15 protein-coding genes are annotated in these 15,231 nt (G+C 69.9%); 10 read left to right on the forward strand and 5 right to left on the reverse strand.

Annotation, left to right across the window (positions count from 1 at the left end):
* Window positions 1-166: 166 nt before the first annotated feature.
* Complete coding sequence (locus BDK92_RS40950) at window positions 167-295, reverse strand: hypothetical protein (protein WP_281278677.1); 129 nt, start codon at window positions 293-295, stop codon at window positions 167-169.
* A 35-nt stretch (window positions 296-330) separates the two neighbouring features.
* On the opposite strand from BDK92_RS40950, the gene BDK92_RS37540 reads away from it, so the two are divergent.
* On the forward strand, window positions 331-1,137 hold the full coding sequence (locus tag BDK92_RS37540) for an SAM-dependent methyltransferase (protein WP_121161171.1): 807 nt from the start codon (window positions 331-333) through the stop codon (window positions 1,135-1,137).
* A 92-nt stretch (window positions 1,138-1,229) separates the two neighbouring features.
* Here the strand turns inward: BDK92_RS37540 and BDK92_RS37545 are convergent, their stop codons facing one another.
* On the reverse strand, window positions 1,230-2,711 hold the full coding sequence (locus tag BDK92_RS37545) for an MFS transporter (RefSeq protein WP_246017445.1): 1,482 nt from the start codon (window positions 2,709-2,711) through the stop codon (window positions 1,230-1,232).
* Window positions 2,712-2,797: 86 nt separating this feature from the next.
* A complete protein-coding gene (locus BDK92_RS37550) occupies window positions 2,798-3,757 on the reverse strand; it encodes an NADP-dependent oxidoreductase (RefSeq protein WP_121162894.1) in 960 nt (319 codons plus the stop codon).
* 545 nt (window positions 3,758-4,302) lie between these two features.
* Between BDK92_RS37550 and BDK92_RS37555 the strand changes: the two genes are divergently transcribed.
* Both BDK92_RS37555 and BDK92_RS37560 read left to right on the forward strand, forming a co-directional pair.
* Window positions 4,303-4,881 carry a TetR/AcrR family transcriptional regulator gene (locus BDK92_RS37555; protein ID WP_121161173.1) on the forward strand — a complete coding sequence of 193 codons (579 nt, stop codon included), beginning with the start codon at window positions 4,303-4,305 and terminating at the stop codon, window positions 4,879-4,881.
* A gap of 124 nt (window positions 4,882-5,005) precedes the next feature.
* Window positions 5,006-5,461, forward strand: a complete 456-nt coding sequence (locus BDK92_RS37560; protein WP_170208837.1) for an Lrp/AsnC family transcriptional regulator — start codon at window positions 5,006-5,008, stop codon at window positions 5,459-5,461.
* On the opposite strand, the gene BDK92_RS37565 is transcribed toward BDK92_RS37560, so the two are convergent.
* On the reverse strand, window positions 5,442-6,044 hold the full coding sequence (locus tag BDK92_RS37565) for a histidine phosphatase family protein (protein WP_121161177.1): 603 nt from the start codon (window positions 6,042-6,044) through the stop codon (window positions 5,442-5,444). The genes BDK92_RS37560 and BDK92_RS37565 overlap by 20 nt on opposite strands.
* 161 nt (window positions 6,045-6,205) lie before the next feature.
* On the opposite strand from BDK92_RS37565, the gene BDK92_RS37570 reads away from it, so the two are divergent.
* Window positions 6,206-6,400, forward strand: a complete 195-nt coding sequence (locus BDK92_RS37570) for a CsbD family protein (protein WP_121161178.1) — start codon at window positions 6,206-6,208, stop codon at window positions 6,398-6,400.
* Window positions 6,401-6,465: 65 nt separating this feature from the next.
* On the opposite strand, the gene BDK92_RS37575 is transcribed toward BDK92_RS37570, so the two are convergent.
* Window positions 6,466-7,881, reverse strand: coding sequence for a KamA family radical SAM protein (locus BDK92_RS37575; RefSeq protein WP_121161180.1), 1,416 nt, complete (start codon window positions 7,879-7,881; stop codon window positions 6,466-6,468).
* 137 nt (window positions 7,882-8,018) lie between these two features.
* On the opposite strand from BDK92_RS37575, the gene kdd reads away from it, so the two are divergent.
* From kdd to BDK92_RS37605, 6 genes are read left to right on the forward strand one after another with little or no spacing between them, the layout of a single operon-like run.
* On the forward strand, window positions 8,019-9,050 hold the full coding sequence (gene kdd, locus BDK92_RS37580; protein ID WP_121161182.1) for an L-erythro-3,5-diaminohexanoate dehydrogenase: 1,032 nt from the start codon (window positions 8,019-8,021) through the stop codon (window positions 9,048-9,050).
* Window positions 9,051-9,054: 4 nt separating this feature from the next.
* Window positions 9,055-10,623, forward strand: a complete 1,569-nt coding sequence (locus tag BDK92_RS37585; RefSeq protein ID WP_121161184.1) for an amidohydrolase — start codon at window positions 9,055-9,057, stop codon at window positions 10,621-10,623.
* A 52-nt stretch (window positions 10,624-10,675) separates the two neighbouring features.
* Entirely contained in the window at window positions 10,676-12,295 is a 1,620-nt protein-coding gene (kamD, locus tag BDK92_RS37590; protein WP_121161186.1) for a lysine 5,6-aminomutase subunit alpha, read from the forward strand.
* Window positions 12,292-13,065, forward strand: a complete 774-nt coding sequence (kamE, locus tag BDK92_RS37595) for a lysine 5,6-aminomutase subunit beta (RefSeq protein ID WP_121161188.1) — start codon at window positions 12,292-12,294, stop codon at window positions 13,063-13,065. Before kamD ends, kamE begins: the two co-directional genes overlap by 4 nt.
* Window positions 13,062-13,490 carry a 3-aminobutyryl-CoA ammonia lyase gene (kal, locus tag BDK92_RS37600; protein WP_121161190.1) on the forward strand — a complete coding sequence of 143 codons (429 nt, stop codon included), beginning with the start codon at window positions 13,062-13,064 and terminating at the stop codon, window positions 13,488-13,490. The genes kamE and kal overlap by 4 nt, the downstream gene beginning before the upstream one ends.
* Window positions 13,487-14,845: a glutamate mutase L gene (locus BDK92_RS37605; protein ID WP_121161192.1), complete on the forward strand. Its 1,359-nt coding sequence runs from the start codon at window positions 13,487-13,489 to the stop codon at window positions 14,843-14,845. Before kal ends, BDK92_RS37605 begins: the two co-directional genes overlap by 4 nt.
* The last annotated feature ends 386 nt before the right edge of the window (window positions 14,846-15,231 follow it).

Consider the following 15,231-nt stretch of genomic DNA (forward strand, 5'->3'; position numbering starts at 1 on the left):
CCGCGCATACGGCCGCGTTCAAGGCCGAGTTCGGAATCCCTGACGAATACCCGTCGACCGGTGGCATCTGTATCGGCTACCGAGCCGACGCCCTGCCCTCGCAGAATCCTGCCGTCGCAGGACGTCGCCGAGGTCTCGAATCAGTCGTCCACCAGGGACAGTGGGGTCACCCGACCTCGACCGACAAGCGCGTCCGCTGGCCTTCCGCCGGCCGTACGACGTCGACCGGGCCACCCATCGTCCACCATGGTCGGACCAGCACCCGCCGACCGGTCAGCTCCTCTAGGATCAGCACCCGGACAAGGGTGAGACATTCCGAAAGAAGGATCGATGGCGGACCAGAACCGGCCGGCTTCCGTTGGTGTCGACACCTCGAAACCCAGCATCGCGCGAGCCTACGATGTTGTTCTCGGCGGCAAGGACAACTTTGCGATTGACCGCGCGGTGGTCGGCGAGATGCTCAAGATTGTGCCGCAGCTTCCCGAGGTGGCGGCATATAACCGGCAGATCCTCAGCCGAGGTGTCCGCTACCTGGTCGAAGAGGCAGGCATCCGGCAGTTCATGGATCTGGGCTCCGGGCTACCGACGCGTGAGAACACCCATCAGGTCGCACAACGGTCCGCTCCCGAGGCCCGCGTCGTCTACGTCGACAACGATCCGATCGTTCTGGCCCACGGCCGGGCTCTGCTCGTCGAGAACGAGAACACGACCGTGGTCACGGCCGACCTGCGAGATCCCCAGGCCGTACTCGCCGACCCCGAGGTGCAACGCCTGATCGACTTCTCCCAGCCGGTCGGCGTCCTGCTCGTCGGTATCCTGCACCACCTGCACGACAGCGAGGACCCGCAGGGCGTCGCCAGGGCGTACATGGACGCGGTGCCCTCCGGCAGTCACCTGTTCATGACCAGCTTCTGCGCGTCCTTTCCGGAGGCCGCCGAACTCGAGGAGACCTACCTCAGCGTGCTGGGCACCGGCCGATTCCGTACGCTTCCCGAACTCCAGGGATTCTTCGGAGATCTTGAGATGATCGAGCCGGGCCTGGTGTCTCTCCCCGAATGGCGGCCTGAGGCTCCCATTGCTCACGATCTGTCCGTAGCCGAGCGCCTCATGGCCGGTGGCATAGCCCGGAAGCGCTGATCTTGGCCAGGAGGAACTGACCCACCAGTAGCGCGGATCCCGGAACGGCCTCGTCCAACATTGCCGACGCCGTTCCGGGATCCGGGCGGCGATCAGTGGACGGCGACCGGGATGCTCTCCTCGACGCTTTCGCCTGCCGGGACCGGCGCGTGTTTCGGAGCGCCCGCGTTGACCGCGATCGCGGAGACCAACGCCGCCGCCGCGAGGAAACCGACGGCCAGCCAGTACGCGACCGAGTAGCCGTGCACCAGCGCGTGCGACTGGAGCCGGGCCTGGCCGGTGTGCGAGGCCAGGTAGCCGGCTGCCGAACTGGTCGCGATGGTGTTGAGCAGGGCGGTGCCGATCGAGCCGCCCACCTGCTGCGATGAACTGATCATCGCCGAGGCGACACCGGCGTCCTTGGCCTCGACGCCGTGGGTGGCGATGCTCATCGCCGGCATGAACGCGGTGCCGATGCCGAGGCCGACGACAGCCTCTGCCACCGCGATCTGGAGGAAGGAACTGTCGACGTCGAGCAGGGCCAGCAGGGCCACGCCGATGCCGGTGACCAGGTAGCCGCCGACCATGATCGGCCGAGGTGCGATCCGGGCCGCCAGTCGGGCGCCGATCTGTGTGGCGCCGACGGCCTGGGGTATCGCCAGCGGCATGAACGCCAGGCCGGCCATCACCGGGGAGTACCCCTTCACCTCCTGGAAGTAGTAGCTCAGGAGCAGGAACATTCCGAACATGCTGACCACGGCGAGGGCCACGGAGACGTACGCGGCGGCGCGGTTCCGCTCGGTCAGGACCCGCAGCGGCAGCAGCGGCGCCTTGACCCGTGCCTGTACGAGGACGAAGGCCGCCAGCAGCACGACTCCGGTGACGAAGGATCCGATGGTCAGGCTCGCGGTCCATCCCTGACTTTCGGCGTTGCCGAACCCGTACACGACCGCGACCAGTCCCAGACTGGCGAGCAGGACGCCCGGGATGTCGAGCCGGGAACGGTGTCGCTCAGCGGTGTCGTGCACGTTGGGAATCGCGCCGAGGATCCCGATGACCGCCACCGGAACGAGGACGAACATCGACCAGCGCCAGCTCAGGTACTGGGTGAGCAGGCCGCCGGTGAGCAGGCCGACGGCACCGCCGCCGACCGATACCGCACTGAACACGCCGAAAGCCTTCGCGCGCTCCTTGGGTTCGGTGAAGGCCAGGGAGATCAGGGACAACGCGGCGGGGGCGAGCAGCGCCGCGAAGACCCCCTGGAGGGCTCGCGCGGTCAGCAGCATGGTGGCGTTGACCGCGACTCCGCCGAGCGCCGAGGCGAACGCGAAGCCGACCAGGGCGAGGAGGAAGACGCGTTTGCGCCCCACCATGTCACCGATTCGTCCACCGACGAGCAGCAGTCCGCCGAAGGCCAGCCCGTAGACGGTGACCACCCACTGCCGGCTCCCGTCGGAGAAGTGGAGTGCCTGCTGGGCCGAGGGGAGCGCGATGTTCATCACCGCGGAGTCGAGCATGACCATCAGTTGGGCGATGGAGATGAAAACGAGGGCTTTCCAGCGCCGGGAGTCCGCGGCGTGGCTGTTCGGGTGCACGGGTGTTCCTTAGTGGAGGGACGGATGAGAGGAGGCGTACCGGCGCGGCCGCTGTGAGTTGTCGGCTGCCGGGAGCGGGGGCCGGATCAGAATTCGATGACAAGTCGGCCGCGGACGCCGCCGGCTTCCAACAGCCGATGCGCCTGCGCCGCCTGTTCCGGTGGGTAACGGTCGGCGACGCGGAGGCTGAGGCGCCCCTGGTCGGCGAGCCGGCGGAGCAGGTCGAGCTTGTCGCGCTGCCCCTCGTACGCGTGCACGTAGGCCATGACCGGGGTGATGCCCCGCCGTGCGGCCTCCCGCTCGAACGCCGGGTGGTCCGGCATGCCCCGCACGTACGCCAGCGAGCCACCTCGGCGGATGGCGGCGAGCAGTGGTGCGCCGATGAGCGCCGCGTCGACGACCGCGTCGACCCCGTCGTCGGTGAGCGCGCGGAACCGCTCCGCGACGCCCGGTCCACGGGGGACCGTGACGTCGACGCCGAGCGAGGCGACCAGTTCGACGTCACCGGGCGCGGCGTCGACCAGCACCCGGTGGCCGGCGGCCTTGGCCAGCTGTACCGCGTATCCGCCGACCGCACCGGCGGCGCCGGTGACGGCGAGGGTGCTGCCGGGTGGCAGGCGCAACTGGTCGAGGGCGTGCAGGGCGGTGAGACCGTTCAGCGGGAGGGTGGCCGCCTCGGCGGGGCTAGCGCCGGTGGGCACCGGCACCACCCATGACCCGGGGAGCACGACCCACTCGGCGTACCCGCCGCCGGCCGGCCGGCTGGGGTTGATCATCGCCATCACCTCGTCGCCGACGGCGAGGCCGGTCCCGATGCCCGGGCCGACCTCGTCAATGGTGCCGGCGACGTCGGAGCCGGGGAGGACCGGTTCCGTGCCGCGTTGCCGGATGGGTGTGCGGCCGGACCGGATCAGGACGTCCGCCGGGTTGACCGCTGCGGCGCGTACCCGGATCCGCACCTCGCCCGGTCCCGCGTGCGGGGTCGTCCGCTCGATGACCTGGAGTACGTCCGGTCCACCGTGCCGGAACAGACCTACCGCTTTCATGTCGTTGACGCCCACACGCCCGCGCTGATGGTGCCTGCCCCTGTCGAAGCCATGTTTTTCCTCCGATAGTTATTAGGCCGTACGCCAAGCGGCTCTTGCCGGCGAAATGCCCATTACAGAGACATATCGCGGGCACCGGTTGTCAGCCCGTCGCGCCGGTGCGGGCTACGTCGGCCCTGGCTGAGGGTTCCTTCCGTGGCTCCCTTGAGGGCCCCGGATGTGTGCCGCGCCTACGGTACGGCTATCTGGAACGTTCGACAAAGAATGTGCCGCCGGTCACCGCTCGCCATCGTCTGCCTCCCACGCCAACGGACCGGTCGTACGGCAAGCGGGCTACGCGCCGCCGTGAGGCCGATGGAGGGCTGGATGCGCTGGTCGAATGCTTACGTGAGGTCAGGTAAGCGTCGTGACGCCGTAATCGCTCCCGGATGCGCCGTTCGAAGGACGATGGCGGCCGGTTTGCGCGGGATCAGGGGAGGGACAGTGATCTCACGGCGAGCGCCCAATACTTGGGTGCTCGTTCCAGAACGAGGTACGCTGGCGCGATGGCTCGTAATCGGGAGTTCGACCTCGACGTCGCGGTGGCGGCGGCCATGGACGTGTTCCGCCGCAAGGGCTACGAGGGCACCTCCATGCGGGATCTCGCCGAGGCGACCGGCTTGGGCAGCGGATCGCTCTACGCGGCGTTCGGCAGCAAGGAGCTCCTCTACCTGGCCGCGCTCGACCTCTACCGAAAGCGCTACGCGACCCCACTGACAACCATGCTCCGCTCCACCGGAAACGCCCGCGAGATCATCCACGAGGTGTTCGTCGGCGTCGTCGACGACATCGTCCAGGACGGTCGTCGGTTCGCCTGCCTCATCGTGGGGGCGGCGATGGAGCGGGCACACAACGACGTCCGTGTCGCCGAACGGCTCGAGTCGACCACCCGCTCGCTTGAACTCGCGCTGTTCGACGTGCTCGCCGACGCACAGCGGCGCGGCCAGATCCCGGCCGACCGCAGCGCCAGTGACCTGGCCGCATTCCTGGTGATGAGCATGCAGGGGCTGCGGGTGATGGGTGCGGTCAACCCGGACCGGGACGCGCTGATGCGCACCGCCGAGGTCGCGCTGAGCTGCCTGTAACGACGCCGGGAGCCCGGCTGACACGGCGACAGAGCAGGCCATGGCGCCGGTTCTCTCCGCCGGGCGCGGCAGTCCGTGGGATCAACTTCGTCGGATCAGGACCTCTCCAGGTAGGTTTCTCGCCGTGGAGGAAGTCGATCGCGCCATTGTCGCCGGGTTGACCGCCGACGGCCGGATGTCGTACACGGACCTGGCGGAGAAGGTCGGGTTGTCGGTGTCCGCGGTGCACCAGCGGGTACGCCGGCTGGAGCAGCGTGGTGTCATCACCGGTTACACCGCCCGGGTCTCCTACGACGCGCTGGAACTGCCGTTGACCGCGTTCGTGGCGGTCCGGCCGTTCGACCCGTCGCAGCCGGACGACGCGCCGGAGCGGCTGGCCCACCTGGCGGAGATCGAATCCTGCTACTCGGTGGCGGGGGAGGACTTCTACCTGCTGCTGGTACGGGTCGCCAGCCCGGCCGACCTCGAGCGGGTGCTGCAGGAGATCCGTACCTCGGCGAACGTCACCACCCGGACCACGGTCGTGCTCTCCACCCCGTACGAGGGCCGGCCGCCCCGGATCAGCCGGGATCCCGACTGATCGGCGGACTGGCCGCGCCGCCGGTGTTCCACCGCAGGATCACCGGTCGGTCGTGCTCGTGCCCGAGCGCCGAGACGGTGGCGGTGTCGAGCCGGAGCAGCCCGCCGCCGCTGGCGGGTAGGCCGATCCAGCGGGCGCCGGCGACCCGGAGGCTGTGCCCGTGCGCGACCAGCGCGACGTCGCCCTCGGGGAGCAGCGCGGCGGCCCGGGCGAGCACCCGGTCGAGCCGGCCTCCGACCTGGTCGGGGGACTCGCCGTCGGGACAGCCGTCGGTCCAGAGGTTCCATCCTGGGCGCTCGACCTGGATCTCGGCGGTGGTGCGTCCCTCGTAGGCGCCGTAGTTCCACTCGACGAGGTTGTCGTCGACCGAGGTGACGGCCAGGCCGGCGAGTTCGGCGGTGCGTAGGGCCCTGGCACGAGGGCTGGAGAGCACGGCGGCGAAGCCCCGGCCGGCCAACTGCTCCCGGACCGCGCGTGCCTGCCGCTCGCCGTCCGTGGTCAGTGGGATGTCGGTGTACGAGGTGTGCCGGTGCGAGGCACTCCACTCGGTTTCGCCGTGTCGGATGAGAACGATCTCTGCCACCTGGTTAGTTAAGCACGTTCGGTACACCTAGCTTCCTAGGATGCATTACAGGGTGTGCCCGCAGCGACGACCGCAAGCCGTCAACGAGCCCCGGGTTTCCTCCGACCCCCGAGCGGGGACTCAGCGGATGGCCGAACACCGACTACTCCCGAGGAGTCGCGATGAGCCTCACCGACAAGGCCAAGAACAAGGCGCAGCAGATGGCGGGTGCCGCCAAGGAGAAATACGGCGACTCGACCGACAACGAACAGATGCGCGCCGAAGGTGCACGGCAGCAGTCGGGCGCCCAGAGCAAACAGGCGGCGGAGAAGGCCAAGGACGCCGGCCGGAACGTGAAGGACGCGTTCAACAAGTAGCTGACGGACGCGTAGACGGCAGTGGGGCCCCGGTACGTGTACCGGGGCCCCACTGTTGGTTCCGTTCAGTCCAGGGCGCTCGGCTCGTGCGTGCTCCACCAGGCGCGGCCGGATTCGGGCAGGGTGTCGATCGGGTCGTAGTAGGCGTACCGGCGGCCCAGTGCGGCCAGGTCGGCCGACTCGATGGAGGTGCGGTAGTTCTTGGTCCAGTAGGAGATGCCGCGCTCCCGGTCGTACTCGGTGAGCATGTGCACCCAGCGCTTGCCGACGAACGGCACGTCGCAGACGATCCGCGGGGTGGCGTAACCGGGCAGGTACCCCATCATGTCGTGCTGGAGTTGCTGGGCGTGCCAGACCGGCACCCGCCAGTGTTCGGCGTTCGGGATCATGTCGCACATGTAGAAGTAGTACGGCAGGATGCCGGCCTCGCCCTGTAGGGCGAAGCAGAGGTCGAGCAGGTCCGGTGCGGTGGCGTTCACCCCGCGCATCAGGACGCCCTGGTTGCGTACGTCGCGTACACCGACCTCGAGCGCGGTCTGGGCGGCCCGGGCGACCAGTGGGGTCAGCGACTGGGCGTGGTTGACGTGGGTGTGGATGGCGAGGTTGACCCCGCGTCGGGCGGCGGTGCGGGCGACGCGTTCGAGTCCCTCGACGACGTCGGGCTGGAGCCAGTGCTGGGGCAGGCCCATCAGCGCCTTGGTGGCGAGCCGGATGTCGCGGATCGTCTCGATCTCCAGCAGTCGCATCAGGTACGACTCGAGGTTGCGCCATGGCACGTTGGCGACGTCGCCACCGGAGACCACGATGTCGCGTACGCCGGGGTGGGCGCGGAGGTAGTCGATGTGGGCGTCGTAGCGCTCGACCGGTTTGAGGGTGAGCTTGAGCTTGTCGACCGTGGGAGTGGAGTTGCCGACCAGGTCCATCCGGGTGCAGTGCCCGCAGTACTGCGGGCAGGTGGAGAGCAGTTCGGCGAGAACCTTGGTGGGGTAGCGGTGGGTGAGGCCCTCGGCGACCCACATGTCGTGTTCGTGGAGTGAGTCGCGGGTGGCGTACGGGTGGGACGGCCAGTCGGTACGCCGGTCGGAGGCGACCGGGATCATGTAGCGCCGGATCGGATCGGCCAGGAGGGCGTCGGTGGTCACCGGTCCGTCGGGCACCATCGTGTTGATCATTTGTGGTGGGACCAGCATCGACATGGTGGCGAGTGCGGCCTGGTCGGTGGCGAGGTCGGTGTAGAAGTTCTCGTCGACGAGGTCGCCGAGGACGGCGCGGAGCTGTTTGGTGTTCTTGACGCAGTTGACGCGCTGCCACTGGGCGGATTCCCACTGTTCGCGGGTGACGTGGCGCCAGCCGGGGAAGCGGGTCCAGTCGGGTTCGACCAGGGGGCGGCGGCGGTATTCGTAGGGCTGGCCGGCGAGTGGTGGTGGGTTGTCGGCTGGTCGCGGCTGCGGGATGGCCTCAACTGGTTGTGCCTGCGTCACGGACCCTCCTCTGGCTGCGCGGTACCGGTGACGGCCCGAAGGCTACTGGAAAATATCCTGTGAAGGAATTATTCTGCCGGAAGTTTTCCCGCGATGCGATCTGTTGGCAACGTGACTGACTTGGAAGGGGCACTTCGATGACCTCACCCGTGGGGCTGCACCGTGTGCTTGATCCGGTTGGTGTGTTGCCGCAGGCGGCGTGGCGGCTGGATCCGTACGCGCCGTTGGGGGATGACGAGGTGCGGATCCGGGTCGAGCGGTTGAACCTCGACGCGGCGAGTTTCCGGCAGTTGTCGGAGAAGCACGGCGGGGATGGGGCGGCGGTCCGGGCCGAGGTGTTGGAGATCATCGGTGACCGGGGCAAGATGCATAATCCGGTCACTGGTTCGGGTGGGATGTTGATCGGGGTGGTCGACGAGGTCGGACCGGCGACGCCGCTGCCGGTCAAGCCCGGCGACCGGGTGGCGACGCTGGTCTCGCTGACGCTGACCCCGCTCGTGGTCGAGGACGGGCTCGCCGGGTGGGACGGGCGGGGCGAGCAGGTGCCGTGCACCGGTCACGCGATCCTGTTCGCCCGGTCGGTGGTGGCGGTGCTGCCGGAGGAACTCGACCCGCGGCTGAGTCTGGCCGTGCTGGACGTGTGTGGGGCACCGGCGCTGACTTCCCGGGTGGTGCGCGGTTACCGCTCGCCGTCGGTGGCGGTGTTGGGCGGGGCGGGTAAGAGCGGGTCGCTGGCGTTGGCCGCGGCGCGGCGGGCGGGCGCCGGTCGTACGGTGGGGGTGGTGCCGGTGCCGGCGGAGCGGGACCGGCTGGCCGCCGCCGGCCTGGCCACGGAGGTCGTGTTGGCCGACGCCCGGGATCCGGTGGCGTTGGCGGCGGCGGTGACCGGGGCGCTCGGTGGTCCGGCGGACGTCACGGTGGTCTGTGTCGACGTGCCGGGCTGCGAGCATGGGGCGATCCTGGCGACCGCGGACGGCGGCACGGTGATCTTCTTCTCGATGGCGACGAGTTTCGCGGCGGCGGCGTTGGGTGCGGAGGGGTTGGCCGCGGACGTGACGATGCTGGTCGGCAACGGGTACGTGCCGGGTCACGCCGAGTTGGCGTTGGATCTGGTGCGCCAGGACACCGGGGTGCGTGCTCTCTTCGAGGCCCGGGTCGCGGCAGACTGATCGCATGACTTCCCCCTCGACTCTGTACCGCGGCGGCCACCTCTACTGCCCCGGTGATCCGCTGGCGACCGCGTTGCTGGTCCGGGACGACCGGATCGTCTGGATCGGCGCGGACGCGGATGCGCCGGTGGCCGATCAGGTGGTGGACCTGGCGGGTGCGTTGGTGACGCCGGCGTTCGTGGACGCGCATGTGCATGCGACGGACACCGGTCTGGCGTTGTCCGGGCTGGATCTGTCGTCGACCCGGTCGGCGGCGGAGGTGAGCGCGGCGTTGGCGGCCTTCGCGGCGTCGTTGCCGGGTGACGCGGTGGTGTTGGGGCATGGTTGGGACGAGTCGAACTGGGTTGACCAGCGGCCACCGGACGCGGCCGAGTTGGATCGGGCGGCGGGTGGCCGGCGGGTGTACCTGTCGCAGGCGTCGATCCACTCGGCGTTGTGTTCCTCGGCGTTGCTGGCGGCCGCGCCGGAGGTGGTGTCGGCGCCGGGGTACGACGGGTCGGGTTGGTTGCGGCGCGACGCCCACCATGTGGTGCGGGCGTTGGCGTTCGGGTCGGTGACCCGGGAGCAGCGGGTGGCGGCGCAGCGGGTGGCGTTGGCGCGGGCGGCGTCGTTGGGGATCGCGGCGGTGCACGAGTGTGGTGGTCCGGAGATCTCCGACGAGGTGGACTTCACCGGGGTGTTGGCGTTGTCCGGTGACGGTGGCCCGGAGGTGTACGGCTACTGGGGTGAGTTGTCCGGTGCGGCGCGGGCGCGGGAGTTGGGCGCGGTGGGTGCCGGTGGGGATCTTTTCGCCGATGGTGCGTTGGGTTCGCGTACGGCGCATCTGTCGTCGGCGTACCTGGATGGTGCCGAGGGTGGGTGTGGGCACGGGTACGTGTCGGTGGAGCAGGTCCGGGACCACTTGTTGGATTGTGCGCGGCATGGGATGCAGGGCGGGTTCCACGCGATCGGTGACGCGGCGATCGGGACGGTGCTGGCCGGGTTCGGTGAGGCGGCGCGGTCGTTGGGGGTGGATCGGTTGCGGGCGGCCCGTCATCGGGTGGAGCACGCGGAGATCATGAGCAAGCGGTTGATCGCGGGTTTTGTCGAGTACGGGATCGTGGCGAGCATGCAGCCGGCGTTCGACCGGTTGTGGGGTGGTACGGAGCGGATGTACGCCCAGCGTCTGGGGGTGGCGCGGTCGTTGGATTCGAATCCGATGGGTGCGATGCACGGGGTGGGTGTGACGTTGGCGTTCGGTTCGGATTCGCCGGTGACGCCGTTGGATCCGTGGGGGTCGGTGCGGGCGGCGATGGCGCATTTCAATCCGGCGCAGCGGATGAGTGCGCGGGCGGCGTTCGCGGCGCATACCCGGGGTGGTTGGCGGGCGGTGTTCCGGGATGACGAGGGCGTGTTGGCGCCGGGTGCGCCGGCGACGTTCGCGGTGTGGTCGGCGCCGGCTGGTGTGGAGCGGGGGTTGCCGGTGTTGGTGGCCTCGGATGTGGAGTTGCGGGGGCCGGACGATCCGACGCCGTTGCCGGTGTGTCGGCGCACGGTGTTGCGTGGTCAGGTGATTTACGAGGCGCTCGCCTGAGTCGCCGTCGCGCTCCGGTGGATTGCCGGGGCGGGTGAGAGGGAGGTATGTCGTGACGGGCAAGTTGGCGTTGGACGCGTCGGTGGTGGCTCGGGCGCGGGAGTTGGCGCGTCGGGCCGGGCAACCGGTGGTGGATCTTGCTCGTGGGCATACGACGGTGTCGGTGGAGCGGGCGGTGTTGCGGCTGGCCGGGGTGACCGGGGCGGATCCGGATGGGATTCCCTGGGTGAACCGGCTGGTCGACGCCGTCGTGGGTGAGGTGGGTCTGGGGCGCGGGGTGGCGTTGCCGGTGTTTGACGCGTTGGCCCGGGAGGGTCTGGCCGGTGGTGAGGTCGGGGCCGGGTTGACGTTGTTGGCGCAGAAGGCGGCGGCCGGGTCGGTGGGTTTTGTGGTGCCGTCGGGGCGGTCGGCGACGGCGGCGCGGTCGGCGGCGCGACGGGCGGTCGGTGCGGGTTTGCGGGCGATCGACCGGCGTCGGGTGGAGCGGGAGCGGTTGGTGCGCCGGTACGGGGATCCGGTGCGGCGGCCGTGGATCTATCTGATCGTGGCGACGGGGGACATCTACGAGGACATTCCGCAGGCGCAGGCGGCGGCGCGGGCGGGTGCGGATGTGATCGCGGTGATCCGGTCGACGGGTCAGTCGTTGTTGGACTATGTGCCGGAGGGGGCGACCCGGGAGGGGTTCGCTGGCACGTACGCGACGCAGGAGAATTTCCGGTTGATGCGGGCGGCGTTGGATGAGTCGTCGCGGGAGTTGGGCCGGTATGTGCGGTTGACGAATTACGCGTCGGGGTTGTGCATGCCGGAGATGGCGACGTTGGCCGGCCTGGAGCGGCTGGACATGATGTTGAACGACTCGATGTACGGGATTCTGTTCCGGGACATCAATCCGATTCGTACCTTCGTCGACCAGCGGTTCTCCCGTCAGGTGCACGCACGGGCGGGGATCATCATCAACACCGGTGAGGACAACTACCTGACCACCGCGGACGCGGTTGACGAGGCGCACACGGTGACGGTGTCGCAGATGCTCAACGAGTTCTTCGCGCATGAGGCGGGGTTGGCGGACTGGCAGTTGGGGTTGGGGCACGCGTTCGAGATCAACCCGGATGTGCCGGATTCGTTCCGGTTGGAGTTGGCGCACGCCCTGTTGGCGCGGGAGCTGTTCCCGGATGCGCCGTTGAAGTGGATGCCGCCGACGAAGCACATGACCGGGGACGTGTTCCGGGGCAACCTGTTGGACGGTTTCTTCAACCTGGCGGGGGCGATGACCGGGCAGGGGATCCTGCTGGTCGGGATGATGACCGAGGCGGTGGTGACGCCGTGGCTGTCCGATCGGGACATCGCGCTGCAGAACGTGCGGTACGTGTTGGATGCCGCCGGTGGGTTGCACGAGGATTTTGTGCCGGCACCGGGTGGGTTCATCCAGTCGCGGGCGGCGCGGGTGCTCGACGAGGCGGTGGAGCTGCTGTCGAGGATCGCCGATGACACGTTGTTGAACGCGATCGCCGAGGGCACGTTCGGGATCATGAAACGTCCGGCGGACCGGGGCAAGGGTCTCGACGGGGTGGCGGCGCACGCGGAGGGTTACTACAACCCGGCCACGGAGCTGCTGGAGCGGGACCAGGCGGCCGGGGTGCCGGCGGCCCGGTCGGCGGAGGTCGTGGCGTGAGCGGCCCGGTGGTGCGGCCGTACGGGGACACGACCGGGGACGGCATGGTGCAGGTGTCGTTCACGTTGCCGGTGCCGCATGACAAGCGGGCGGAGGGGGCGGCGCTGCAGTTGGCAGCGAAGATGGGCCTGGAGCCGGCGATGCTGGTGCACGCGAAGCCGATGGGTGACGGGTTCACCTTCTTCGTGGTGTACGGGCGGGTGAACCACCTGGTGGATCTCGACGCGGTACGGGTGGTGGAGCGCGACTTTCCGCTGTTGTCGGCGAAGGAGGTCAACGCGTTGGTGAGGTCCGGGCTGCGGCGGAAGTTGTCGGTGGTGGGCGCGTGCATCGGCACGGACGCGCACACGGTCGGGATCGACGCGATCCTCAACGTCAAGGGTGTGGCGGGGGAGAAGGGCCTGGAGTACTACCGGGAGCTGAGGGTGACGAACCTGGGGGCGCAGGTGAGTGTGCCGGAGTTGGTGGAGGCGGCCCGGGTGGAGAAGGCGGACGCGGTGCTGGTGTCGCAGGTGGTGACGCAGCGGGACGCGCATCTGCACAACACCCGGGAGATGTCGGCGGCGTTCCGGGAGGCGATGCCGGCGGGGCGGCGGCCGTTGCTGATCGTCGGTGGGCCCCGGTTCGACGAGTTGATGACCGGTGAGCTCGGTGTCGACCGGATCTTCGGGCGGGGTACGACGCCGCGTGAGGTGGCGAGTTATCTGGTGCACGAGCTGGTGGTCAACCGGGGTGGCCGGGTCGGTGCGGAGAAGGTGGCGGGGCGATGAGTGACGAGCGGGTCGGGTTGACGGTGACGCACCGGCGGTACGTGCCGTACGGGCACGCGCACTACGCCGGGGCGCTGGTCGACGGGGCGTACGCGTTGGGGTTGTTCGGGGACGTGGCGACGGAGGTGTGTATCCGTACGGACGGCGACGAGGGGTTGTTCGCCTCGTACGACGAGGTGCAGTTCCGGGCGCCGGTGCGGGCGGGGGACGTGGTGGAGGTGGTGGCGACGGTGACCCGGGTCGGTAACCGGAGCCGGACGATCGACTTCGAGTGTCGGGTGGTGTGCCGGGGGCGGCCCGAGCGGGGTGAGTCGGCGGCGGTGGTGCTGGATCCGCCGTTGGTGGCGGTGACCGCGACCGGGACGGTGGTGGTGCCCGCGCCGCCGCCGGGCGGGGCGCCGGGTGCGGTGGTCCGGCCGTTGTGACCGGGTACGCGGTCTGCGCCGATGTCGGGTCGACGTTCACCAAGGTCGCGGTGGTGGAGTTGGTCGACGGGGCGGTGGTGGGTGCGGCGGTGCGGCCGACGACGGTCGGTTCCGATGTGCTGCATGGGCTCGACGCGGCGGTCGCGGCGGCGACGGCCGGGGTTCGGGGTGCGGCCCGGTCGCCGTGGTACGTGTGTTCGTCGGCGGGTGGTGGGTTGCGCCTGGCGGTGGTCGGGTACGAGCGGTTGGTGACGGCGCGGGCCGGGGAGCAGGTGGGTCTGTCGGCCGGGGCGCGGGTGGTGCACGTGGGTGCGGGGCCGCTCGACGGGACCGGGCTGGCCGAGTTGCGGGCGGCGGCACCGGATGTGGTGCTGCTGGTCGGTGGGACCGACGGCGGGGACGGTGAGGTGCTGCTGCACAACGCGACCCGGTTGGCGGGGGCGCGGTGGCGGGTGCCGGTGGTGGTCGCCGGGAACGTGGACGTACGGCCGGCGGTTGTCGAGGTGCTGGCGCGTCGAGGTGTGCCGGTGACGGTGGCGGAGAACGTGTTGCCGCGGATCGGGGTGTTGGCGCCGCGGTCGGCGCGGGCGGCGATCCGGGACGTGTTCCTGCGGCATGTGATCGGCGGGAAGCGGCTGTCACGGGGTGGCCGGTTCGCCCGGCTGGTACGGGCGGCGACCCCGGAGGCGGTGTTGACCGGGGTGGAGCTGCTCGCCGACCATCTCGCGGGTGACCTGGTGGTGGTCGACGTGGGTGGGGCGACCACGGATGTGTACTCGGTCCTGACGCCGGACGAACGCGACGGTGGGCCGGCGCGGGCGGTGGCGGGGATGTTGTGGCGGGCCCGCACGGTCGAGGGTGATCTGGGTATGCGGTGGAGCGCCCCGGGGGTGGTACGGGCGGCGGCGGCGGAGCGGATGCTGTCTGCGGACGAGTCACGGGCGCTGGAGACGGCGGCGGTCGCACGGGCGGAGGATCCGGGGTTCGTGGCCACGGATCCGGTCGAGTGGGCGGTGGACCGGCGGATCGCGCAGTTGGCGGCGACGGTGGCGTTGCGGCGCCATGCCCGGGGTGCGGCGGCCGGCGACGGGGGTGGTCGGGATCTGCGCGACGTCCGGTTGATCATTGGTTCGGGAGGTGTTCTGCGCCACGCCGGGCCGGGCGAGGCGGCGACGGTGCTCGACGCGGTCCTGGCCGATCATGGTGGTGGCTGGGCGTTGCCGAGGGCCGCGACACCCGTCGTCGATGATCAGTACGTGCTGGCCGCCGCGGGTCTGCTGGCGGATCGGGAGCCGGTGGCGGCGGTGTCCCTGCTGCGACGGCATCTGGTCGGGACGGTCCCGGCACGGGACTGACCGGCGACTCGCGGGGCGCGACACGCCGGTTTCGCCGGGACGACTGGCCGCTGGCAGTTGACACGGCCGGGGGGGCACCACGTACCGTCTTTGAGTCCTACTACGGGAAGCGGCTGTTGTTCGCTTCGTCCCTTCGTCCGCTGGCCGAGCGACTGGTTTCGATGTCGCAGCGGCCAGGTCCAGCGGGCGGGGGTCGGCGGGGCGGCGCGAACCGGCCGCGGTTACCGGTGTTTGGGCAGGACGACGTGCGCGGCCAGTAGACAACGGCCTGACGGGGACAGCCAGTCCTCCTCCGGTCGGTCCGAAGGTCGTGACGGGTCGCCTCTGCCACACCGGCCGGGAAGGGCCTGGGAGCATCGGGGCGCGGCCAGTGGCCGCGCCCCGAT

The sequence above is a fragment of the Micromonospora pisi genome (genome assembly GCF_003633685.1).
Lineage (GTDB): Bacteria > Actinomycetota > Actinomycetes > Mycobacteriales > Micromonosporaceae > Micromonospora_G > Micromonospora_G pisi.